This window comes from Allobosea sp. LjRoot90 (assembly GCF_964254315.1).
Classification (GTDB): Bacteria; Pseudomonadota; Alphaproteobacteria; order Rhizobiales; family Beijerinckiaceae; genus Allobosea.
Window position 1 is genome coordinate 1,323,062 of sequence record NZ_CAXUTF020000001.1, and the last position, 23,904, is coordinate 1,346,965.

General features: G+C 65.5%; 18 protein-coding genes. 3 read left to right on the forward strand and 15 right to left on the reverse strand.

Features of this window, described 5'->3' with window-relative positions; genetic code table 11:
- Window positions 1-18: 18 nt before the first annotated feature.
- From ACSQ3M_RS06240 to ACSQ3M_RS06275, 8 genes are all read right to left on the reverse strand, one after another.
- Entirely contained in the window at window positions 19-1,731 is a 1,713-nt protein-coding gene (locus ACSQ3M_RS06240) for a dipeptide ABC transporter ATP-binding protein (RefSeq protein ID WP_436149181.1), read from the reverse strand.
- Window position 1,732: 1 nt separating this feature from the next.
- Entirely contained in the window at window positions 1,733-2,656 is a 924-nt protein-coding gene (locus ACSQ3M_RS06245) for an ABC transporter permease (RefSeq protein WP_436149300.1), read from the reverse strand.
- Window positions 2,657-2,670: 14 nt separating this feature from the next.
- The gene (locus tag ACSQ3M_RS06250; protein ID WP_436149182.1) at window positions 2,671-3,684 is read right to left on the reverse strand and encodes an ABC transporter permease; all 1,014 of its coding nucleotides are present in this window, start codon (window positions 3,682-3,684) and stop codon (window positions 2,671-2,673) included.
- A 138-nt stretch (window positions 3,685-3,822) separates the two neighbouring features.
- On the reverse strand, window positions 3,823-5,409 hold the full coding sequence (locus tag ACSQ3M_RS06255) for an ABC transporter substrate-binding protein (RefSeq protein ID WP_436149183.1): 1,587 nt from the start codon (window positions 5,407-5,409) through the stop codon (window positions 3,823-3,825).
- 289 nt (window positions 5,410-5,698) lie between these two features.
- Window positions 5,699-6,397 carry a hypothetical protein gene (locus ACSQ3M_RS06260; protein ID WP_436149184.1) on the reverse strand — a complete coding sequence of 233 codons (699 nt, stop codon included), beginning with the start codon at window positions 6,395-6,397 and terminating at the stop codon, window positions 5,699-5,701.
- Between the two features lie 183 nt (window positions 6,398-6,580).
- Window positions 6,581-7,513 carry a 1,3-beta-glucanase gene (locus ACSQ3M_RS06265; RefSeq protein WP_436149185.1) on the reverse strand — a complete coding sequence of 311 codons (933 nt, stop codon included), beginning with the start codon at window positions 7,511-7,513 and terminating at the stop codon, window positions 6,581-6,583.
- Between the two features lie 50 nt (window positions 7,514-7,563).
- Complete coding sequence (locus tag ACSQ3M_RS06270) at window positions 7,564-8,658, reverse strand: glycosyltransferase family 4 protein (protein ID WP_436149186.1); 1,095 nt, start codon at window positions 8,656-8,658, stop codon at window positions 7,564-7,566.
- A gap of 76 nt (window positions 8,659-8,734) precedes the next feature.
- Window positions 8,735-10,084, reverse strand: coding sequence for an FAD-dependent oxidoreductase (locus ACSQ3M_RS06275; RefSeq protein WP_436149187.1), 1,350 nt, complete (start codon window positions 10,082-10,084; stop codon window positions 8,735-8,737).
- 265 nt (window positions 10,085-10,349) lie between these two features.
- Here ACSQ3M_RS06275 and ACSQ3M_RS06280 point away from each other — a divergent pair, with 265 nt between their 5' ends.
- The 3 genes from ACSQ3M_RS06280 (at window position 10,350) to ACSQ3M_RS06290 (ending at window position 15,040) form a co-directional block, all read left to right on the forward strand.
- The gene (locus ACSQ3M_RS06280; RefSeq protein WP_436149188.1) at window positions 10,350-12,326 is read left to right on the forward strand and encodes a hydrolase; all 1,977 of its coding nucleotides are present in this window, start codon (window positions 10,350-10,352) and stop codon (window positions 12,324-12,326) included.
- A 94-nt stretch (window positions 12,327-12,420) separates the two neighbouring features.
- Window positions 12,421-13,914, forward strand: coding sequence for a lipopolysaccharide biosynthesis protein (locus ACSQ3M_RS06285; RefSeq protein WP_436149189.1), 1,494 nt, complete (start codon window positions 12,421-12,423; stop codon window positions 13,912-13,914).
- Window positions 13,898-15,040 carry an acyltransferase family protein gene (locus ACSQ3M_RS06290; RefSeq protein ID WP_436149190.1) on the forward strand — a complete coding sequence of 381 codons (1,143 nt, stop codon included), beginning with the start codon at window positions 13,898-13,900 and terminating at the stop codon, window positions 15,038-15,040. The genes ACSQ3M_RS06285 and ACSQ3M_RS06290 overlap by 17 nt, the downstream gene beginning before the upstream one ends.
- A gap of 80 nt (window positions 15,041-15,120) precedes the next feature.
- On the opposite strand, the gene ACSQ3M_RS06295 is transcribed toward ACSQ3M_RS06290, so the two are convergent.
- From ACSQ3M_RS06295 to ACSQ3M_RS06325, 7 genes are all read right to left on the reverse strand, one after another.
- A complete protein-coding gene (locus ACSQ3M_RS06295) occupies window positions 15,121-16,797 on the reverse strand; it encodes a Wzz/FepE/Etk N-terminal domain-containing protein (RefSeq protein ID WP_436149191.1) in 1,677 nt (558 codons plus the stop codon).
- Entirely contained in the window at window positions 16,794-18,797 is a 2,004-nt protein-coding gene (locus ACSQ3M_RS06300; protein WP_436149192.1) for a glycosyltransferase, read from the reverse strand. The genes ACSQ3M_RS06295 and ACSQ3M_RS06300 overlap by 4 nt, the downstream gene beginning before the upstream one ends.
- Window positions 18,794-20,197, reverse strand: a complete 1,404-nt coding sequence (locus ACSQ3M_RS06305) for a hypothetical protein (protein ID WP_436149193.1) — start codon at window positions 20,195-20,197, stop codon at window positions 18,794-18,796. Before ACSQ3M_RS06305 ends, ACSQ3M_RS06300 begins: the two co-directional genes overlap by 4 nt.
- Before the next feature lie 67 nt (window positions 20,198-20,264).
- Window positions 20,265-20,957: a class I SAM-dependent methyltransferase gene (locus tag ACSQ3M_RS06310; RefSeq protein ID WP_436149194.1), complete on the reverse strand. Its 693-nt coding sequence runs from the start codon at window positions 20,955-20,957 to the stop codon at window positions 20,265-20,267.
- 37 nt (window positions 20,958-20,994) lie between these two features.
- Window positions 20,995-22,152 (reverse strand): glycosyltransferase, encoded by a 1,158-nt coding sequence (locus ACSQ3M_RS06315; protein WP_436149195.1) that lies wholly within the window; start codon window positions 22,150-22,152, stop codon window positions 20,995-20,997.
- A gap of 74 nt (window positions 22,153-22,226) precedes the next feature.
- Window positions 22,227-22,919, reverse strand: coding sequence for a sugar transferase (locus ACSQ3M_RS06320; protein ID WP_436149196.1), 693 nt, complete (start codon window positions 22,917-22,919; stop codon window positions 22,227-22,229).
- Window positions 22,920-23,214: 295 nt separating this feature from the next.
- On the reverse strand, window positions 23,215-23,838 hold the full coding sequence (locus ACSQ3M_RS06325) for a LuxR C-terminal-related transcriptional regulator (protein ID WP_436149197.1): 624 nt from the start codon (window positions 23,836-23,838) through the stop codon (window positions 23,215-23,217).
- Between the last annotated feature and the right edge of the window lie 66 nt (window positions 23,839-23,904).

Here is a 23,904-nt window from a genome sequence, read left to right on the forward strand (position 1 = left end):
CGTCGAGGCAGCACTCGCTCATAACGGCGGATGCGGAATCGCAGTCAGCAATTCCCTCGTATACTCCGCCTTGGGATCGCCGAGCACCTCCTCCGCCGTGCCTTCTTCGACAATCGAGCCCGTCTTCATCACGATCACCCGGTCGCAGAGCAGACGCACGACGTTGAGATCATGCGAGACGAAGAGATAGCTCATGCCGAGCCGTCCCTTGAGCTCTTCGAGCAGGTTCAGCACCACCGCCTGGACGGAAACGTCGAGCGCCGCCGTGGGCTCGTCGAGAATGACCAGATCGGGGTCGAGCGCGATCGCCCGCGCAATGCCGACGCGCGCCTTCTGCCCGCCGGAAAGCTGGTGAGGAAAGCGGTCGATCAGCTCGACCGGCAGGCCGACGAGCCGCGCCAGGTCCTCGCAGCGGGCCCGCAGGGCATCGCGTCCCTTGACTGCGCCCATCCGCATGATCGGGTCGGCGATGGCGCGCTCGGCGGTGAAGCGCGGATTGAGGCTGTCGGTCGGGTCCTGGAACACCATCTGGATGCGCCGGCGATGCGGCGACGCGGCGAACTGCTTGGCGGGAATCGCACCGATATCGGTGCCGTCGAAGATGATCTTGCCGCCGCTCACGTCGATCAGCCGTGTGACCATCATCGAGGTCGTCGATTTGCCGCAGCCGGATTCGCCAACGAGCCCCAGCGTCTCGCCCCTGGCGATACTGAAGCTGATGCCATCGACGGCGCGGAATGGCGCCGGCCGCTCCGTCGGGCCCTTGCCCAGCAGTTTGGCGAAGATGCTGCCGCTTGCCGCCCGCGGATATTCCTTGACCAGATTCTCGACCTGCATCAGGGGGCCGGCTTTAGCCACCGGTTTCGGCTCAGCCACGGCCGTCCTCGCTTCGGCGGACACGGTTTGCGGCGCATCGGGCAGCAAATCTGCGAGGCTCGTGCCCAGTCGCGGCGTCGCCTGCATCAGCCTGCGGGTGTAGGGATGCCGCGGGTTGCGGAAGATCTCACTGGCCAGCGCAGTCTCGACGACCTTGCCCTTTTCCATCACGACGACCTTGTCGCAATAGGCGGCGGCGAGGCCGAGATCATGCGTGATCAGGATCGTCGACATGCCGCGCTCGCGGGTCAGCTCGACGATGAGGTCCATCACCGCCTTCTGCGTGGTGACGTCGAGGCCCGTCGTCGGCTCATCGGCGATCAGCAATTGCGGCTGGCAAGCCAGCGCAAGCGCGATCACGACGCGCTGGCACATGCCGCCCGACAGCTCGAACGGATAGGCGTCGTAGCGCTCCTCTGGCCGCGCGATCTTGACCTTGCTCAGCGCCTCGATTGCCTTGTCTTTGGCAGTCGCACGCGTCGCCTGGACATGCTGCAGCAGCACGTCCTCGATCTGCTTGCCAACCTTGCGGATCGGGTTGAGCGCCGCACGCGGGTTCTGGAAGATCATCGAGATCTCGCGCCCGCGCAGATCGCGCATCTGGGCCTCGTCGGCCGCGACGAGATCGATGCCCGAGAACGAGATCGAGCCTTCGGCGACGCGGCCGGCGCGATCTAGGATGCGCACCACGGCATAGGACGTCACCGACTTGCCCGAACCGGACTCGCCGACGATCGCGACCGTCTCGCCCTTGGCGACGCTGATATCGATCGACTTGACCGCCTGCACCGTGCCGCGGCGGGTGGCGAATTCGACGGTGAGGTTCCTGATCTCGAGCAGAGGTACTGCCGTCATGTCAGTTCCTCCGCTGGGGATCGACGAGATCGCGCACGCCGTCGCCGAGCAGGTTGAAGCAGAACACGGCGATCATCAGGGCGAGGCCGGGGAAGAAGGCGATCCACCACTCGCCGGAGACGATGAAGCTTGCGCCCTCGGCCACCATGATCCCCCATTCCGGGGTCGGTGGGCGCACGCCAAGCCCGATGAAGGAGAGGCCTGCCGCATTCAGGATCGCGTAGCCCATGGTCAGCGACATCTGCACCGCCATGATCGGCATGATGTTGGGCACGATCTGGGTGAGGAGCAGCCGCCAGTCGGAATTGCCTGAAAGCCGCGCCGCCTGCACGAAGCCGGAGTCGCGGCGCACATTCGCCTCGGCGCGCGCGACGCGGGCATAGAGCGGGAAATTGATGATCGCGGTCGCCAGCACGATGTTGCCGACCGAGTTGCCCAGCGCCGCCACGATGCCCATCGCCAGCACGAAAAGCGGAAAGGCCATGATCGTGTCGGCGACGCGGCCGACGACCTTATCGACCCAGCCGCCGTAGAACCCGGCCATGACGCCGGCAAGCCCGCCCATCAGGAAGACCAGCGCCACCGAGAAGATCGCGATCGAGAAGTCGAGCCGCGTCGCAGCCACCACGCGGCTGAAGATGTCGCGGCCGAGCTGGTCCGTGCCGAACCAGTGCGCCCGGCTCGGCGCCTGCAGGGCGGCGTCGGTGTTGCTTGCGAGCGGGTCATAGGGGACGATCGAGGGGCCGAGGATCGCCGCCAGCAGGATCAGCGCAAACAGCCCGAAGGCGAGCCCCGTCACCGGATTCTCGGAGACGATATGACGTGCATGCGCCCACAGGCTGGTGGACGGTGGCGCCTCGAAGCGCAGCGCCGGGACAGGTTCGGCAGAGATTGTCTGGGCAGGTGCCGGCTCGACCTTGGCCATGTCGTTCACGGTCTTCAACCCTCCAGCCTGACGCGAGGATCAATGACGCCGTAGAGCACGTCGATCATCAGGTTCAGGGCGACGTAGAGGATCGCCATGGTCAGGACGAAGCCCTGGATCGGTGCATAGTCCGACGCGATCAGCGCCTCGACTGCGTAGGAACCGACGCCGGGCCAGGCGAAGACCTTCTCGACCAGCACATTGGCGCCGAGCAGGAAGGAGAACACCATGCCGAGCGTCGTGACCACCGGCAGCATCGCGTTGCGGAAGGCATAGGTGCCGATGACCTTGCTGTTGGTCAGGCCGCTGGCGCGTGCGGTGCGCACGAAATCGGCGCCGAGCACCGCCAGCATCGAGGCACGGGTCATGCGGGTAATCGGTGCCAGCGAGAAGATGGCGAGCGTCACCGCCGGCAGGATCAGTTGGGCGAAAGCCCCCCGGAAGGTCTCGAAATCCCGTGCCAGCAAGGTGTCGACCAGGAACAGGCCGGTGATGCGCGGCGGTTCGGAGGCGAAGACGTCGAGCCGGCCGAGCGGCGCCGGCGACCAGCCGAGGATGAAATAGAACACATAGACCAGCAGGAGCCCGGTGAAGAACACCGGCAGCGAGACGCCCGCGGTCGCCACGATGCGGCAGAGATGGTCGATCCAGGAGCCCTGCTTCACCGCCGCCAGCACACCCAAAGGCAGAGCCACCGCCATGGCCAGGATCAGCCCTGCCAGCGTCAGCTCCGCAGAGGCAGGCAGGCGCGCGGCGAGATCCTTCGTCACCGCCTGGCCGGTCGTCAGCGAGGTTCCGAGATCGCCCTTCACCAGCGCCGTGACATAGGAGACGAACTGCACCGGCAGCGGCTGGTCGAGCCCAAGCTTGGAGCGGATTTCGATGATCGCCTGGGGCGAGGCGGCCGGGCCGGCGAAATAGGCCGCGGTATCGCCCGGCAGTACCCGCGTCAGCAGGAAGGTGACGATGATCACGCCGATGACCGACGGAATCGTCGTCATCAGACGCTGGCCGATCATGCGCAGCATGGTGTTCCTCTCCGCGTGCTGGGCGAGCCGTCATTGCGAGCGTAGCGAAGCAATCCAGAGGGACGTCGAGCGCGGCCGCTCCTGGATTGCTTCGTCGGCTGCGCCGCCTCGCAATGACGGTGAGCGATCATCTGTGCCCTACCCCTTGGTCAGGTAGCGGAAGTCCGGCTCGCGACAGGGCTGGAACTGGTAGCCGCCGATCGCCTTCTGCAGCGCGACGTCATGGGTCGGCTGGTTGATCGGCACCATCGGCACTTCGTTGTTCACCAGCTTGATGAAGTCGATGACATTGGCGTCGTAGGAGGCCTTGTCCGGCGCGAAGCGGGCGGCATCGACGAGCTTGTCCAGCGCCGGATTCTGGTAGGCGGCGATGTTGAAGATCGAGTTGTTGCCGTGCATCGTCCAGAACAGGTAGTAATCGGGATAGTCGAGCCAGCCGGCAAAGCGGTTCAGCACCATTGGGTTGGTCTTCTTGGCGATCTCGGTGCGGAAGTTGGCGCCAGGCACCTTGTTGATCTCGACGGTAATCCCGATCGCGGCGAGCGCCTCCTTGATCAGCACCGCCATCGGCTCGGCGACGGTCCCGTTGCCGGCGTCGAAATACAGCGTCGTCGAAAACGGGCCGCCAGCGGCATCGACCAGGGCCTTCGCCTTGGCGACGTCGGCGGTGTAGGGGAAGGGCTGCGGCCAGGCGACCTTAGGATCCTTGCCGCCGGCCATCGAGACGCCGCGGCCGAACAGCGAGGCCTGCAGGATCTTCTCATAGGGCATCACCCAGGCCACGGCCTGGCGCAGGCGCACATCCTTGAACGGGCCGACCTGCGTGTTGAGATAGCAGCCCCAGACGCCGTTGGGGATCGGCACGCCGACGACGTTAACCTTGCCGGCATCGAGCAGGTCCTTGAAGTCCTTCGGCGGCAAACCGTATGAGACGTCCGCGTCGCCGCGCTCCATCAGGGCCCGGCGGGTCGAGGGCGAGGCGATGTCGCGGGCGATGATCCGGCGCAGCTGCGGCAGCTTTCCGCATTTCCAGTCGTCATTGCGGACATAGATCGTCTCGACTCCGGGCTTCCAGCTTTCGACCTTGTAGGCGCCGGAGCCGGCGATGTTGTTCTTCAGCCATTCCTTGGCATGGGGGTCGCCACCGCCATTCTTGATCGCGAGCTCGGAGTCGAACACGAAGGGGATCGTGACCGCCAGGTTCGGCAGCGTCATCTTGTCCTTGCGGATGAAATCGACGCGCAATGTCTTCTCGTCGACGACGACGAATTGCTCGGGCTTCTCCAGCGAGCCGGCATTCATCTGCGTCGTGGCGAAGCCGCCGATCGTGCAGGCACGGTCGAGCGACCATTTCACGTCGGTCGCAGTGACCTTGCGGCCGGAATGGAAGGTGGCATCGCGCAGCTTGAAGGTGCAGCTCATGCCGTCCGACGCGATCTGCCAGCTCTCGGCCAGCTCGCCCTCGAGTTCGCCCATCGAAATGGTGTTGCCGCCGCCGCCGGGGATCGGAACCGGCTTGAAGCGCAGCAGGCGGTCATAGCAGTTCAATGCGACGCCATTGACGGGCTGCGAGGAGCCGATGCCCTGCATGTCGAGGCTGTTGGGCCCGTACTCCTGAACCAGCAACAGGGTTTCGGCCCGGCCCACTGCCTGGGCTTGCGCCTGGCTTCGCGCGACGAAGGGCGCGGCAAGACCTGCGGCGATGGCGGCGCGGCGTGTGATCATCAGTCGAAAACCCCTGGTTTTGCCAATCGGATGTCGTGACGCGCCGGATCTTCGGAGGCGGGCCCGCAGACCGCGCTTTCGGCTGCCGCGAGAGTGCAGTCGCGGCGCATGGCGACTCGGACAGGGCTTGGGCGTGAATGCGGTTCAGCGTCGGCGCACATGGCGCTTCCGAAGCACGTAGCGTGCCAGCCGGTAGTGAATTGAAATCTCTCGGGAAAAGCGCGCTTCGGCGAGCGCTTCATCCCATGTTGTATGCAATGACGTAAAAATGCCTATGAAATAGGCGATATTATCGTGTGCGTTCGGCTGCGCTGCTTAGCGCGGCAATGATGCCGATCTCTGCTGAATCGAGAATGGTGAAAGCGGCGTCGTGTTCGCTCAGGCGGGCGGCATAGCCCGACAGGTTGGTGCTCCAGATCACCACCGTGTCGAGCGACGACCGGGCGGCCAGATCCTGAACCTCCGCGAGCAGCGTGCGGCAGCCGACGCGAGCGGCATCGAGATTGTTGACGATACCGAGCCAGCTGTGATCGACGATATCAATGCCCTGCGAGCGGAACCGCCGGAGGATATCGAGCGATTCGGCTTCGTCGCCCTGCGTGACGAAGCCGATCCTTCTCGACGGTTCCGCAATCAAAAGTTCGACCGCCGCGAGCGAGGTCGTGACCGCCGGGATTCCCGTACGGTCCTCGATCCGCCGGCACAGGTCGCGATCGGCGTCGAAGCCCAGCGCCGCGCCCCGCGTCGCGTTCCAGCAGATGGCATCGACGCCGGCATCGGCCAGCAGCGTGGCGGCGGTGTCGAACGGTTCGAGTCTGTAGGCGGGTATCGAGCCGGCCCCGACGATTCCGCCATAAGGAACGCGCGCAATGCAACAATCGATGTCCGGATACCCCGCCAGCAACTGACCCGCCACGCGCTCGACGACCCGGTTGGAAGACGGGACGATCAAGCCGATGGCGCGGCGCGAAGAAGCGATCTCGGACATGGCAGGCCGCGCGTTCCGGCTGGTGAGGGATGCCGGGGATGACATCCAGACTAGTATGCCGTTTTGCGATCGGCAGCCTTCGCCCGTTGGCTGAACGCGAGCCGCGCCAAGCAGCCTGGCCCCGGCTTGCCAACCGATTTGGCAAGCTTCATCGGAGCGCGGCGGATCATCCGAGTCCTCCGGCTAGCTGCCGTACACACGGACGTAGTCGACTCTCAACTGCGCTTCTCGGTCCTCGGGTCTGAGTGGCTGAGGAAACGGGACGTCGGATCGCAATGCCAGTGTGATCAGGGGCCAGAAGACATCGCCCTGTGCATCGATCTCGCTCGCACGCCCGATCCGCCACTCGAGCGCGCCGCCGGTCTTCGGATCGCGGATCGGCTTGCGCTCGAAATAGAGCACGCAACGATCACCGTCGATCAATCCGCCATAACGGAAATAGCCGCTGGTCAGATCGACCTCCGTGGGGACGCCGACCCCCTCGTGCCGCTCGCCCGGCTGACCCCATTCGTGCAGATAAGCGCCATAGAGCCTGTGCTCCCAGCCCTTGTGCTCGACGATATCGATTTCGACGCTGGTCTTGGGGAAGAGGATGCTGCGGCCGTTCATCAGCCAGAAGGCCGGGAAGCTCAGCGGATGCGCCGGGAACCGCATCCGCGCCTCGAAATAGCCGTTGCGCCAGCCTCTCAAGATGGTGCCGTCCCGGCGTGCCGTCTGGAGATTGCCGGAGATCCACTGGAACTCCGGCAGCGCGTTGCCGTAATAAGCCGGCACGTTCATCGGCCGCCCGAGATAGCGGGCCGAAATCGCGAGCGCGTGACCTCCGGAGGCCAGCGGATCGGCGACGATCGCATAGGGGTCGAAGCCCTCCTCGCCGCCGCGACGGCTGAAGGCCGAGCGACCATAGAATCCAGGCTCATGGGTGGTCGCCTTGGGGCCGGCCTGCCAGATGTCCGGATCAAGGCTGGCGAAGGATTCATCGAAGACGAGCGTGCGGCCGAGCGTCGGATCCGGCGCGTCCTGCTGCGCGTCCGACGAAATGGGACGGGCGCCTGCCACTGCCGCGAAAGCGGCGCCTGCACGCAGGAACATCCGGCGGGATGGCATGATCGGCATGGCTCATCTCCGTGTGGCTGGCTGGACTGCCGCAAGCAGCTCCAGCGTCCTCAATTCGTATGGGGCAGCGCCGAGCCGGCCCTCCGGCCGAGTTGCAGGATCGCCTCGTCGTAGAGGTCGAGCGTCTCGCGGGCGACGCGGGCGATCCTCAGATGGTCGATCCGGTACTGGCTTCGCTCGCGCCAATGACTGATCGCATCAGGGGTTGCGATCAGCTCGGACAGGGCAGCGGCAAGCGCATCGGGATCGCGGGCCGGAACCAGCACGCCCGCCTCGCCACCCTCCAGCAATTCGGGAATGCCATCGACATGCGTCGCCACGATGGCGCAGCCCGCCTCCCTCGCCTCCGGCAGGACAAGCGGCGCGGGATCAGCATGAGACGGCAACACGAAGATATCGGCGCCGCGCATCCAGGGGAAAGGATCGACCTTGCCGCCTTCGAAGCGCACGGCCTCGCGGCAGGACAAACCGGCGACCATGTCGCGGTAGGTCTGCGCGAAGGGCCCATCGCCGACGATGTGCAGGCGCGCCTCCGGATGTCGGCGATGGACCAGATCGAAGGCGGCAAAGAGATCGGCCAAGCCCTTGCGCGGGTGCAGCCCGCCGACGAAGAGGAGGCTTGGTGAGGCGAGCGCGATCGGCGCGGTCTCGCGGTTTGCCAGGCGGGCCGAGCCGATGGTGCCATTGAGAATGACGCGCAGCTTGGCGGCCGGGATGCCGCGCCGGCGCATCGATGTGCCGACCGCGGCGCTGACCGCGATGACACGGGTCCCGAGCCCCATGAGAACCGCGCTCTTCTCGAATTCATTGTGAACCGTCGCGACCAGCGGGATACCGGCGAGCTTGCAGATCGGCCAGGCAAGCACGGCGCTCGTCATCATATGGGCATGGACGATGTCGGCGCTGAAAGTGCCGACCAGTCGCCGCAGCGCCCAGGCGGACCGCAATAGCGTCGCCGCCTTGCGCCGATGGTCGATCGTGAAAACCTTGACGCCATTGCGGGCGAGCAGCGCATCGAAATCGCCACCGCCGCTGGCCACGGCGACGATATGGCCGAGCCGGCTCTGCTCGCAGGCAAGGTCGACCGCAGCGTGGACATGACCGTTCGACTGCGTCGTGTGATTCAGCAAATGGAGGATACGCATGGGCCCTTCACGATGCTCGGACCGCGAACTCGCCTGCGCTCGCGCCTCCGCGCCGCTGGGCGCGAAGGCCCTGCATTTACCGTGCCGGGACCGCGTGTGCGCTTCGCAGAGCCGCCTCGGCCTCTATCGTCGAGACTCGTGCTGTCGGCTGATAATTGAAACCGCCCTGGCGGCCGAGGGATTCGATCCCAAAGGCCTTCAGGGCCTTGACCGCCTCGGCAGCGCTCTCATCCGCTCCATTGCGATAGACCGGATAGGCGTTGTCGAGGAACTGGCTGCCTTCGAGCCTGAGATCGCCAAGAAAGAGCCCGTTCACCGCGACATGCGTGCGGAAATCCGCCTCGGCCTGGGCGACCGACTTGCCGATATGGTTGGCGATCACCTCGACGCCGAAATACTGGCGCCCGTGCGCACGACCGTAGAAGTCGGAATACATCGTCAGGCGCTTCCAGGCACCGTCATAGGAGAAATTGTAGATGATTTCCTCATCGAAGCCACGCGCGCCGTCGAAGCTGAAGTAGAGTGCCAGCAGCGTGATCGTCTCGAGTTCCTGCGAGACCGGCAGGTTGCAGAGTGCCTGCAGTTGCGGGATCGGAATCGTCGAAACGACGCGATCGGCGACGATCGCCCTGCCCTCGCGGAACAGGACGAAACGATTGCCGAGTTTCTCGATCCGGTCGAGCTTTGTCCCCATCAGGAAGCTGACGCCACGCGCGGACAGCGTCGCGGCCGCATGGGCGTAGAGAGCCGCGAAGCCTTCGCGCGGGCGCGCTAGCTGGCAATTGGTCGGCGCCGACGGCTTCGTCCGGCGCAGGCGACCGAGCATGGCGCGCAGCGAAGCGTGCTCGCTGATCCATTGCATGCGCTTGCGCGCCAGTTCGATGCCGATCTGATCGGACGCAATGCCGTAGAATCGGGTCATGTAGGCGTCGAGACCCGAGCGGTGCAGCAGCCTGGCCCCAATCCAATGACGGGCAAACTCGCGGGCGTTGCGCATCCGCCGTTTGAAAAGGCGGGCATAGGCCGCCGATGCCAGGATGCGAGCAACCTCGAGCGACCCGGCGCGCAGGATATCGTCCTTTACCGAGATCGGATATGCGGTGATGAGTCGTTGCGGATTTAGCCTTGCCCAGCGCGGCCGGATCGGCACGTAAAGCGGCAGCAATTCCGGGAAGTGCTGCAGTAGCGGCGAGTCATCCTGGAAGATCAAGCTACCGATGTCAAAGGTGTAATCGCCCGACGACCAGTCGATGTGGTTGCCGCCGATGTGCGGGTATTCGTCGACGACGATGATCCGCCTGCAGCCCTGCTGGGCGAGCACTGAGGCCGAGACCAAGCCGGAGACACCCGCGCCCAGAACGATGACGTCGCAGCGCTCGGCGGCCGTGCTATCGGCATCGTCGATCTGCTGGATCACCTCTTCCATCGCCGAACCTCATTGATCGGACATGAAAAGAGGCTAGTCCCCCGCAAGATCAGCCGAAAGCAAAACTCGCCGGCACATCGCGCCTTTTCCTGCTCAATCGTGCGGCGAATGCGATGTGAATGAGCAACCGCGCTTGTGATGTGCCAAGGCTACCATCCTGAACTGGCACGGTCCCTGCTTCATCTGCGTAAGGCGTGCGTTTTCGCATGCAGCCGTCGCTTCGTCACGACGGTGTCGACCATTGCGTCTGAGCACGGAGCGTATGATGCCGGGCTGGCCACATCCGAACGAGGCGGAGCTGTTGGAGGGGATCGAGCTGGTCTCGACCGACCTGTTCGACACCTTGCTGTTGCGCACGCTTCGCTCGGAGCGCGCTCGTATCGTCGGCGGCGAGCGCATCTTCGCTCGCATACTGGCCGAACAGGGCCTGCCGGTTTCGGAGAGCTGGCTGGTCGAAGCCCGCCTGGAGGCGCAGCGGCTGGCCTATCGCGCGCTCGACATGGCGGAGCAGGACGGTGAGGTCATGCTGTGCGACGTCATCCGGCGCCAGCTCGCCATTCTCGGCTTGCCCAAGGCGCGAATGGAGGCGCTGTGCGAGACGCGGCTCGCGATCGAGCTTGATATTGAAAAGGCATCGCTACGGCCAAACCTGCAACTCGCGGCACTGCTGCGCCGCTGTCGCGGAGAAGGCCGGCGCGTCATCGCGATCAGCGACATCGGGCTGCCGGTATCGGTGCTCGGCGCATTGGTCAGCCACCTCCATGGCCCAGAACTGCTCGATCGGATTTATTCCAGCGCCGATCTCGGCCTGACCAAGCGGCGCGGCGAGCTCTTCCATGCCGTCCTTGCCGCAGAAGGGATCGATGCCAGCCGGACCTTGCATGTCGGCGACGATTGGCTCGCCGACCACGCGGTACCGTCTTCACTTGGCCTGCGCACGCTCCACCTCCCGCGCCCGAAGCTGAAGCGTCATCTGTCGCGGCTTCATGGCGGGGCAAGCGAGCTCGGCCGCATCCTCCGAAGGCGACGGGCCCATGCCGGCACTCCGGCGCAATATACTGGCGATCCCCATGCGTTCGGGCGCGAGGCACTCGGCCCGATCGTGGCTGAGTTCTGCCTGGCGATCTGGCTCTACGCCGACGAGGCCCGCAAGCGCGGCGACGCGGCCCTGCTGTTCTGCGCGCGCGGCGGGCTCGGCATCAGGGCGGCGTTCGAGCGCGTCGCCGAGCGGCTGAGCCTGCCCCTCGCGATGCCGCGCGAGAACCTGATGGTTTCGCGCCTGGTAGCGGCCAGAGCGGCCATCATGACCCGCAGCCAAGCGGCACTCGACGAACTCGGCCGCGAATTCCGCGGCAGCAGCTTCGCCGACGTCGCCACCGCGCTGGGTGGCGGTCGCTATGAGCTGTTCGAGTCATGGAACGAACCATTCGCGCCAGAGCGCTTTTTCGCCATGCTCGACAGGCCGGCCGGTATAGCCGTCATCGCCGACATCGATAGGCAGAACACACTCTTCCGATGCCATCTTTCCGCAGCCAGCTGCGGCGCAAAGCGGATCATCCTGTGCGACACGGGGCTTTACGGCAGTACCCAGCGCCTGCTCGCAGCCGGCGTGCCGGATTTGAGCTTCGAGACCATCCAGCTCGCGCGCTGCAACTACAAGGGCCTCGGCGAGGAGCATTTCCCGCGCGTTGTCGGGCTTGCCGTCGAGCGCAACCGCTACAGCCCCCTCGCCGTTCGCTCGACGGTGCTGCGCTATTGGCAGTTGATCGAGAGCCTGTTCGAGCCGGCGATTCCGTCGGTACGATCCTTCGCCGAAGGCGCGGACGGCGCGATCATCTGCAACGCTGGTGACATTGCGTTCGGGGCCGTCGATCCTGCCGCCGGCAATCCTCTTCTGTCAGGCGCCCTCGCCTATATCGACGACGTCGGCGGCGGAGCGGCGATCATGGCCGATGCGGCCCGCGCCTGGCCGCGGCTTAAGCAGGCCGTCACTCGGCCGGTCGAGGCCGATCTCGCGGCGCTGGCTATCGGCGAGCGCTCCGTCGATTTCGGCCGGGCCGGCGCTGTCGGAGATGGCGTCGCGCCGCCGGGCAGCGCACTGTCCCGCCTGGCATCGATCCGCACTCAGCTTTGGCGCGAAGGCGCGATCGTGCGAGCCTTTCCACGCTCGCGCCTGCCGCTGCTGACGGCAGTAGAAGCCTTTCATGCGCTGCGCGGACTCTCCACCGGCTACCACCGCTGATGGGAGGCCGTGTGATCAAGGCGACTTTCAGAGCGGTCGCCGCAGGCCGAAATTTGTGCCGACGCGTGCCGCGCGGCTTCGAGGACGGATCGCCATGCTGGCGATGAAGGCGCTCCAGGGCGCTGGCTGGCTGGTCGCGTCACGCTTCCTCGGCCGGTTCATCGACTTCTTCACGCTATTGATCATGGCGCGGATGCTGACGCCGGCGGATTTTGGCCTGACGGCGCTCGCCATGTCCTGCGTCGCGATCGTCGATATGGTGCTCGAGGTTCCGGTGACGCAGGCCCTGGTCCGCCTGCCGCATGTCGACAAGGCGCATCTCGACACCGGCTTCACGCTCGGCGCCCTGCGCGGCCTCGCAATTTCCCTGGTGCTACTCGCCGTCGCCTGGCCGTTTGCATGGCTCAACGGCGATCAGCAGCTCGTCCCGGTCATTCTCGCGCTCGCCTTCGCACCGATCGCGCGCGGTCTCGCCAGCCCCGGCCTCGTCATGTTCATCCGCGAGCTCGGCTTCCTGCGCAATTTCCTCCTTGAGACAGGCGGCAAGCTCGCAGCCTTCTGTCTCGCCATCGCAACGCTCGTGCTCGGCGGCGGCTATTGGGCCCTGGTCGTCAATTTCGTCGCCGCACCCGTCTTCGGCTGCGCAATCTCCTACCTGCTCGCACCCTATCGGCCGGCTCTTTCGCTGTCCCGACTGGCGGATTTTGCCAGTTTCGTTGGCTGGTTCACCTGCGCCCAGTTCGTCTCAGCGGTGAACTGGCAGTTCGATCGCATCCTGCTCGGGCTCGGCGGCGCCAAGGAGACGCTCGGCCGCTATGCGGTCGCGGCGGATCTCTCGGTCATGCCGACCCAGAGTCTGATCGGGCCGGCACTGCAACCGATCATGGCCGCCTTCTCCCGGATCAAGGCTGAAGATCAGCGCCTGCGGCTCGCCTTCCTCAAGGCAGCTCGCTTCAGCATGCTCGCTTCAGCGCCTTGCAGCCTGGGAATCGCACTGACATCGGATCTGATCATCGAGGTCCTGCTCGGTCCGAAATGGCATGGCGCCGATTGGCTGCTGAGCCTGCTGTCGCTCTCGGTGATGGCGACGCCCTATTTCCAGACGCTGTATTCGCTGAGCCTGGCGCTGGGCCGTCCTGAGGTGATCTTCCGGCTCAATCTCTACGATCTCGCCATTCGCTCGCCTGCCGTCGTCATCGGCTTTCTGCAATGGGGCGCCGTCGGCATGGCGGCCGCTCGGCTGGCCGCGGCTGTGATCATGGCGGTCTTCTTTCTGCGCTGGCTCCGCAGCCTGCTCTCTATCGGTATCGCCGAGCAGCTCCTCAATCTCTGGAAGATTGCCGTTGCGGCGGCCGTCATGACGGCTGGCGTGCTCGGCCTGCGCGGCTTCCTCACCCCCTGGCATTTGCCGGCCCCAGCCGAACTCGCATTGGTCTCGGCCCTCGGCGCTCTGCTCTACGGGCTGACCTTGCTCGCCTGTGGCATGCGGCTCGCGATCGGCGCCGGGCGCCTGGAGCTCTCTGACCGTTGGTGGCGCTCACGGATTGGGGGCGACAAGCCTGGAGAAGCTCGTGACCCAGAGGCTTGACCATCTAGACGGGTTGCGCGGGGTTGCGGCAGTCGCGGTCGTAATCTTCCATCTGATGTCGGCCCTGACCCCGTGGTTGGTGCCGGAACAGCAGCCTGGCGCGCACTGGCTCGCCTATACGCCCCTTGCCGTTGCCTGGAATGGCACTTTCGCGGTCTCGGTGTTCTTCGTCCTGAGCGGCTTCGTCGTGACCAACGCGACCCTGCGCAAATCCGACCCGATCTGGATCGACGTCACCATCCGCTATCTGCGGCTCGCGATTCCGGCGACGGCCAGCACGCTCGCGGCCTGGCTCTTGCTGAGCGTTTTCCCGACCTCCGCTACGCAACTGGCCATGTTCACCGGCAGCCGCTGGCTTGGTTGGACCTATCAGGGATCGATCCCCGATCCGGCCGCGGCGATCTACAACGGCATGGCCGGGATCTTCATGAGCGGCGGCTCGTTCTTCAACAATGTCCTGTGGACGATGCGGCCCGAACTGCTGGGCTCGATCCTGTGCTTCGCCGCCTGCGCTTTTGCCAGACCACGGTTCCGGCTCGCGATCGCGCTGGGCTGCGCCCTGATCTTCATCGCGCTGCGGCGCTACGACTATGTCTGCTTTCCGCTCGGCATCATCCTGCGCGAGGCCTGGGCTTCCGGACGATTACCATCGGCCCTGCCGGTATCCGCCGTACTGCTCGGCCTTGTCATCGGCTCGCAGAGCGGCGATGCGGCACGCCTGTTCGGCCTGGACTGGCTGCCGGAGGCCTTGAAGCCCGAGAGGAAGGGCGGGCTACTCTATCCGATCGCCGCGATGCTCATCGTCTACGGTTGCCTCCGCTCACGCTGGCTGGTCGCGGCTCTCTCGGGCCGGATCGGGCGATATCTCGGCGCGATCTCGTTTCCGCTCTACCTGATCCACGTGCCGTTCATCTACACGATCGTGGCGGAGGGCTATCTGCGCGCGAGCCAGCATGTCCTCGCGCTTGCCTGCCTGCTGGCAGGGAGCCTCCTCCTGATGTTCGCCGTGGCCCATGCCGCCGAGCGCTGGCTCGAGCGACCGTTTCTCGGCTTGCTCAGCCAATTGCGTGGACGGCTGAGGGAATTCAGGACCGGGCGCCGCGATGTCCGTGGCGCAGCCGGCTGAGAAGAGCTTCGCCACGACAGGTCGGTCTCAGGCTGGGCCGAAGAACCACGGTGATGCGCTGCAGCCGCCTGCAGCCACAATCACAACCTGCCGCGATTGATCACGGCGCCGATGACGGTGATGCCGGCACGCTGGAGGACACCGAGCGCATCGTTCAATTCGTCATAGGTCGTCGCGCCCTCGGCGGCGACGAGGACGACGATGTCGGCATGGGTCGCGAGCGCAACCGCATCGGAGGATTCGCAGAGCGGCGGCAAGTCGATCAGCACCTCGCCGCGCTGTCTTGCCTGCGCAATGACCAGCCCTGCGCGCGGATCGCGGAAATCGACGAAGCGATTGAGCTGTGGCGTCGCCGAGCGGATTGGAAGCAGGCGGACGCCATCGGCATTGGCGAAGGCCGCCTGCGCCGTGCTGCCGGTGGCGATTACGTCAGTCAGCGATGGGCCGGCGGGGCTACCGTCGTCGCCACGCGCCAAGGACGCATCGGCGCTGAGGACGCTGACCTGCCGGCCGCGATGATTGAGCAGTTGCGCCAGGTTCATCGTCAGCAGCGTAGCGCCGGCGCCTGGGCGCCAGGAGCCGATCGCCACGACTGGGCTGCCTTCGGAACGACTCGTGGCCCAGGCGATCTCGATCGCCGTTCCCAAATCGCGGATCGCTGCCGCGAAGGAGCCGGCATGCTCGCGCGCCACCAGCATCGCGCTGTCCGAGGCAGAGGCGCGCGCCTGCCCACGCCAGCCACTGATCTCGGGGATGACGGCGAGACAGGGCAGGCCGGTTTCTCGCACGAGATCACGGGGACGGCGGACGCGGCGATCGAAGACCGCGGCGAGTGCCGCGACGAACACGCCGCCGAGCAATCCGAAAACGCCGGCGAACGCCATGATCAGGCTGCCGCGCGGGGCGGAAGGGCCGAGCGGCGCCTGAGCCGCGCCGATGATCCGCGCATCGGCGTCCGGGATCGGCCGCGCCGGCAGCGCCCCGCTGCGGACGGCCGCATTGGCCGCCTGGACCTGGGAGTCGAGCGCATCCAGCCTGCCTTGCAGGAATTCGGCGCCGCTGCGCGCAGCATCGGCCTTGAAGGCGACCGATTGCAGCAGATAGGCGGAGGCAGCGGCGTTGGCGATGCGCGCCGGCAATTCCGGATCGGCCGAGGAGTAAGCGATCTCGAGCACATAGGACTGGCCGACGCGCCGCGCCGAGAAGTGTCGCGCGAAATTCTCGAAAGCGTTGCGCCGCGGATCGACACGAAGCGAGGCTTCGGCGCCGGGCTGAGCCGCCGCGCCGGTCGATACGGTCCAGACACTGCGAAGGGCAGCGCGGGCGCGGTCGGTCAGCATCTGCAGCGGCCCCGGGGGCTGCGGACCCAGCTCCGGATGGTCGCTCAACGCCAGCGCGTCGAAGACCGTGCTCAACAGGCGCTCCGAGCGGATCACTTGCAACTCGCTGTCGGCAGCGTTCAGGTCGAGCGAACTCGGTGCGGCAATCTCGCGCGCCGCACTTGGAATCTGCCGCCGCGGTTCGAGCAGTACGGTCGCAGCCGCCGTGTAGGTCGGTGGCGTTGTCCGAACATAGGCGACTGCCGCCGCAAGACAGAGCGCAACCCAGATCGCCAGCCTGCCCTTATGGCGCAGGCCAGCGGCCCCAATCGTGCGAAGCAGGGCAACCGGGCCGTCGCTGATCTGGGGCGGGTGGGTATCCGGCAGGGGCAGGATCCGGAATGGCGCGCCGGATGCGCCCGGCTTTCCCAGCATCATCTGAATTTCCCCCTCGGCTGCAAGGCAGCGGCGCGCTCGGGCTGCATGCGGCCGCGCAGGATGTCGACAATCCCGAGCAGGTTGCCCCTGAGCCGGCCGCGACGATCGATGAACGGCTCGGGGCGCAGCGAGCGGCCGAGATTGCTCGACATGTTCCGGAAGAGATGGTCGGCGACCTGGCCGAGCGTCATCGTGCCCTTGCGCAGCATGTAGAGCGGATTGACGATCTGCGAGTAACCGAAGCGTTCACCGGCCATCCGACCGCCCTTGACGCCCATGTGGACGCCGATCGCATCGGCGGACTTGACCAGGCGCCCACCGCTCCGCGCCAGGGCCGCCGCGAAATCGCGGTCCTCGAGCCAGCCATAGAGTACCAGCCGCTCGTCGAAGCGCAGGTCGCCGATGCTGGCGAGGCGAAAGGCCATGTTGCACCCGTATGGGCTGTAGGGTTCGATCCAGGACCAGTCGCTCGGCGGCGGGGCGGCAACCAGCTTCATCGCCTCTGCAAGCTCGATGCCGGGACCGGTCACGCCATCGGCCAGGACCCGGCCGGTGAAGGCGACGATGCTCGATTCATCGCGAAAGGTCCGGGCCGCCGTGGCCAGCCAGTCCTCATGGGCGACGAAGTCGTCGTCGAAGAAGGCGACGATCTCGGTGCCGGGCGGCAGATGCGCGAGGGCCGTATTACGCTGGGCCGCGAGCCCGGCAGGCCCGGTCAGCACCACGACATCGTTGCGGCCCTGCAGGCCGCCGGCATCGGCAGGATCGATGCAGGAGACGATGACACTGTCGGGCTTCAATGTCTGATGCTTGAGGAGGTGCAATACCGTCTCCGTCACCACCTCCGGCCGGCCGCGGGTGGCGATGACAGCCGCGATGCGCGGGACCTGAACTGCGGGCGCCGTCTGCAGGGCGCGGCGTGCTTTGGGCGACCGCGCCAGCTCCAGATAACCCTCGGCGGTGCTGCGCCAGGAGAACAGTGGCAGGCGCCCGCGGCCGCGCTCGCTCAATTCCTGCCGCAGGGCAGCCGACTCCGCCAGCGTCCGAACATGCCCGACCCACGCGGCCGGGTCCGCGGGTGATGCGAGCAGCGCGGCGTCGCCGCAGACCTCCGGCATGCTGGCGCGATCGGAAGAGACGACCGGGCAGCCCCGCGCCATCGCCTCGAGGATCGGCAGGCCGAAGCCTTCGGTCCAGGACGGGAAGGCGAGGCAGAGCGCGCGTTCGAGCAGAAAGGCGAGATCGTCGTCACTGACCCGCCCCAGCAGGCTGACATTGGCGGCTTGCACGAGCTGCTCCTGTGCGAAGATGCCGTTACCGCCCCCGGCGATGACGACGTCGATGCCGAGTTCTGCCAGCCGCGGCGCGATCGCGACGAGAAGGGCGAGGTTCTTGTGGCGCGCCTGCGAGCCCAGAGCGAGGATGAACGGCCGCTCCGCATCGGGTCGCGCCACCAGCAGCGCCGGAGCCCGCTCCGCCTTGGCCGGGTCCCAGGCGAGCGCATGCTCATAGCCGTTCGGGAGCACGGCGATATCGGCGGCGCGAAGCGGCAGATGCCGCGCCAACTGCCGGGCCGAGGCCTGCGAGACGGTGGCGATCCGGGCGCTGCGGCGCGCCAGCAGTGGCTGCAACGCCCGGTATGCTGTGCGAAAGCCGCGGCCATAGCTCTCAGGCGCGGTGAAGACGTTGGCGTCGTGGATGCAGACGATCTGGTCGCCCTTCATCATCGGTGCCGTATTGCAGAGGTTGAGGAGCCGCCCTCCCCAGAGCCGCGGCAGTTCGAGCTGCTCCCACGCATGTCCCGCCATTCGCCCGCCCTGGATCGTGTCGATCGCCTGCAGCGCCATGGCGTCGGCGCCCCGCGGCGCAATCAGGGTCGCCTTCTGCCCGGTGGTCTCGAGGCTCGCGTCGAGCGCTGCCACGACGTTGCGCGCGTAGCGCTGGACGCCGGTCATATCCTGCGACAGGAAGCGGCCGTTCACCGCGAAGCTCTCCGTCATAGCCTTGCTCCGATGACCAAAGGGAGAGGTCTTGGGACGTCCGAGGCTCGCGGCCTGATTGCCGCGGCCACCGCGGCCAGCATGCAGAAGAAGAAGCCCTGATCGATGATCGGGCCGACGAGGAGGTCGCCAATCAGCAGGCCGGCGTAGCCGTTGCGCGCGGCAACCGCGATGTCGGCCTCCAGGCTGCCCGGTTGGCCACGTGGGCGCAGGAAGCATTCGAAGACGAAGACCGCGTAGAAGAGCGCGCCGGGAATCCCGACGCTCGCGAGCAGCGCGACGGCAAAGCTCGAGGCACGCGCGGTCCCCAGCCCGACGCCGAGCCCCCAGCTGTCGAGGAAGTTCTGGAAGGAAATGACGTTCCAGGAGCTGCGCTCAATGCCGGAATCAGAACTCGCCTTGTTCAGCACGACGAGATCGACATAGCCGTAGACTTTCGCCGTTGCTTCCGGATCGAGCAGGAGCAGCAGCACCACCGCCAGCCCGATGACCGGCGCCCCGAGGGCGAACATCGCGGCTTGGCGCCTGGCATTGCCCTGGACGAGCCGGGCGAAGGCGAAGCCGTAGAGCAGGAGCAGCATCACCGGCGCGCCGGCAAGTCCGGTCGAGGAGGTCGAGAGGACGATCAAGACGAACGACAACGCGGCGATCGTGCCGGTGAGCCGCGGGCGCACGCCGCAGAGCCACAAGGTTCCGGTGAAGCCGAGCACGCCGAGCGTCGAGCGCGCGAAGACCGAGGCCTCGGTATACGAGCCGACGATCCGCTTCATGCCGGCGATTTCGGAGTCGGTGTGCAGCGTGTAGCGGGCATTGCGGATGAAGCCGAGCAGGTCTTGCGTTCCGGTGGCGTAGGTCGCGACATCGAGGATGGCGAAGGCGGTGTTGGCGACGCAGCAGGCGAGAAGCGCGTTGAAGACGGCCGAGAAGCCCTCGCGTGTCGCGGCGACGGCCGTCAGCGTGACCAGGCAAAGCAAGGTGGTGGAGAGGTAGAGGCTCTGCGTGACATTGCTGGAAACCGGCGCCAGCGGCACGGTCGAGCCCGTGTCGTCGAAGGCAGTGGTGCCGAGCGGGATGATCTCGGTCAGGCCGGCGAGGACGCGCGGCATCAGGAAGGCGCTGGCAACGCCATAGGCGACGAGGCAGGTGAACCAGAAGCCGGGTTCGTTCGGGTGCAGCGCACGGATGGCGGCGGCGGCCTCGCGGCGGTGACTGAGGGCGCCGAAGGCAAGGAACACCAGCATCACATGCCCCGGCTGGATGTTGGCAGCGCCGATGAGCATGGCTGCGGCCGCCCCAAGGACTGCCATGATCGCCAGCCCGTAGACGAGCGCGCCCGTGCCCAGCATCAGGCAGATCAGCCCGATGAGGAGGGTCAGCGCCCCGATCGGCTCGATGCTCATGGCGCCCGCGCCTTTCGCTGCGGTGACGACCGCCTAACTCCGCTCCGGTCGTGCCCGCCAGCCATGCTCATTCGGCCAATACCAGCAACGAATAGCCGCCGAGCACGCGTACCGTCAGATCGGGGTTGAGCGAGAAGCAGAATCGGCGCGGCAAGCGCATCAATCGGCTGCTCAGCGTCTGGTTCGGCAGCTCCAGCCGGCTCGCCGTATAGGCGTGGTCGATGATCTTGTAGCCGCAATCCGCCAGGGTCGCGAGCGCGGTCTCCTTGAAGAAGTAGTGCAGGTGACCGACGTTCTCGCGCAGCTTGGTGATCGGCCAGCCGCGCAGCAGCGACTGGACGGAGAGATCGAGCGGGATGTGGAAGGCCTTGTAGCGACCCTTGCCGCGCAAGGCCTTGATGAAGGCGATGTAGTCTTCGACGTGCTCGATCACGTCGGCGATCACGAGCAAGTCGTAGTCCGATGCGCCTTCCGCGGTGAAATCTCCGAGCGAGAAAGCGACCTTGTCGGTCTCCTTGTATTTGGCGCGCTGATAGGCGTGCGGCGAGATTTCGTAGCCGTGGAAGCGCGCCGCCGGGAAGGCCTTCGCCAGGTTGAACAGGATCTCGCCGGTCCCGCAGCCGACCTCGCAGGCCTTGTCGAAGCTGATCGCGTTCTTGCGCAGGATCGTCTCGATCTGCCGCGCCTTCCAAGGCGAATCCTCTTCGTGCCAGCTGGGATTCAAATCAGCGTAGACTTCACTCTGGTAGATCGTCTGCATCAGATTCTTCCTGAAGATCGCAAGGGGGCGGCGTCGATCACACCAAGCTGTGGACCAGGGCCGGGCGCGGCTGCGCCGCCGGCATGGCCATCGAGATCGTCCCGGCTAGCGGCTTGAGCAGCTGGTTGATGTGAAGCCCCATCTGCTTCTCGAAGACCGCCGTCGAGAAGTTGCGGGCATAGGCCGCGATCTCGCGCGGCTGCCAGGTGATCGCCCGCGCTCTCTCCTCAGCGTCGATGATCGCATCGACGCTCTGCTTGTCGAAAAAGACGCCGCTCATGCCGTCGATCACCGTCTCGGTTGCGCCACCGCGGCGGAAGGCGATCACCGGCCGCCCGCTCGCCATGGCTTCGACCGGCACGATCCCGAAGTCCTCCTCGCCGGGGAAGACCAGGGCCCGGCAACGCGAATAATGGTAGCGAAGTACGCTGAAAGGCTGCGGCCCCATCACGGTCACGTTCGGCTTGGCGATACGGCGCAATTCGGCCAGCATCTCGCCGCCACCGATCACCACCAGGCGCCGGCCGGTGCGATTGAAGGCTTCGACGGCGAGCTCGGGCCGCTTGTAGCCGACGAGTTCACCGACCATCAGGCAGTAATCCTCGATGAAGCCGTTCGGCAGCACCTCGAACGCATCGACGTCGACCGGTGGATGGATCACGGTCGAGGCACGGCGATAATAGCGGTGCAGCCGAGCGGCGACCGTCTCGGAGTTGGCGACGAAGTGATCGACGCGATTGGCCGAGATGCTGTCCCAGTTGCGGATGTAATGCGCCAGCGCCGGCATGACCAAACGTGTGATCGGCCCGGAACGCTCCCTGTATTCGTGGAACATGTTCCAGATGTAACGCATCGGCGAATGGCAATAGCAGATGTGCATGGCGCCGGGCGGCGGCACGATGCCCTTGGCCGGCCCGGACTCGCTCGAGATGATCAGGTCGTAGCCGCGCAGGTCGAGCTGTTCGAGCGCCAGCGGCATAAGCGGCAAATAGCGCTGATAGAGCTTCGCCGCGCGCGGCAGCCGGCCGATGAAGCTGGTCGTGACCTTGTGACGCCGAATCTCGTCCGAGACTGCATCGGGCACGTAGACATGGGTGAAGACGTCCGCGTCCGGATACATCCGGCACAGCGCCTCGATCACCTTCTCGCCGCCGCGCATCCCAACGAGCCAATAATGAACGATCGCGACTTTCATGGGCCGAGGACCTCCATGGAACTCATGTGGTTCGGGCATGAAATGCCCGACAGGCTCGTGATCTTGGGCAGGCCTTACCGACTGCCCTTCTGCATCAGGACCGCAGGTACCGTTCGGACCAGGATCTTGGCATCGAGCAGGAGGTGCCATTCCGAAACGTATTGGCTGTCGAGCGAGATCCGCGTTGCGTAGGAACAGTCGCTGCGACCGCTGATCTGCCAGAGGCCGGTGAGCCCTGGAGGAACCGAGAAGCAATGAGTGAAGGCCTCGCCATAGCGCTCGCGCTCGGCGGCCACGATCGGGCGCGGTCCAACGAAGCTCATTTCGCCGGAGATGATGTTGAAGAGTTGCGGCAGTTCGTCGAGGCTCGAGCGCCGCAGGAACACGCCGATGGGTGTGATCCGCGGATCGCAGGTCAGCTTCTGGTTTTCAGCCCACTCCTGCGCTGCGGCCGAATCGGAAGCGAGCAGATGCTGGAGTGCTTCGTCAGCGTTGCTGGCCATGGTGCGAAACTTCCAGCAACGGAAACTCTTGCCGCTGCGGCCGATCCTCGCCTGCCGGAAGAACGCAGGACCGCCGTCGCCTGCCCTGATCAAGCCGACAATCAGTAGCATGAGAGGCGCGAGCAGGAAGAGCAGAGCCACACCTGCCGTAAGGTCGAATGCTCGCTTTACTGCAAGTCGAGTCGACTTGTAGTCACCACGCCATGCACGCAGGGGTAGAAAGAAGGACGCCGGCAGATTCTGAGAGTCCGGAAATCGACTCATTGCAGCACCCTACGCCTGAACCGCATCTTAATAGATTATTAACGTGAGTCGAATACATGACAATAGGCTTTTGTGCGATGCAGCATGTTTGTTCAGAGTACTTGGAAACTGACTACGACTTGGGCGTTGTCGGTAATTTTCCTGACAAATTCTGTGCAATTTCGCTCCTTTTCGTAGCATCCCGGCGAGCGAGCTATCAGCGCGGACGGGTCTGCGGCTGCGTCGCGGTGACGCAGATGGAGTTTTGACGAGAATGTCTTGATCAATCAGAGGAAAGCTAAATTATTTAATCGAGCTACTCAAACCAACCTTGAGTGATGGCGTACTGCACGATCTGTTGGCGACTATCGATGCTCAGCTTATTGCTAGCACGCACCTTGTAGGTTTCCGCCGATTTGGCGGTAATACCGATGCGCTCGGCCGCTTCACGAATACTGAACCCCAAGGCGATCAAGCGCAGAATTTCTTGCTCCCTATCGGTCAGGGCCAATCCGCGCCGCCCCCCCGCTGGGGTCTGCACGGCATCCGCGGCATCAAGAAAGTGGCCGCCGCGAAGAACTGTTGCGATCGCCTTGTACACGACGGAGACGGGCGACTGTTTCAGGACATAGCCGCGCGCGCCCAAGGCCAGCAACTGGTGGGCCCGGGCATTATCGAGTTCTTCCGCCACGACGAGCACCCGTTGCGATGGAAGATCATTCAAAAGCCCCTCGGCTACCGAGACGCCGTTGAAACTCTCGCTCACGACCGCGACATCGGGAGCGGCCGCCTCGATGACTTGTGCGAGACGGGCAGACGAATGAGCCTCCCCTATCACGTCGATATGGGGTTGCTCAGCCAAGCAAAATCGCAGCCCCGCCACGAAGATCGGGTGCTCGTCCGCGAGAAAAATACGAGCGGGCCGCTCGAACGACAGCATAGGCCAACCTCCATATGGACGGGAGCCTGGGTACAGCCGATCGAAGATCGAGCTGTAGATCCGCGA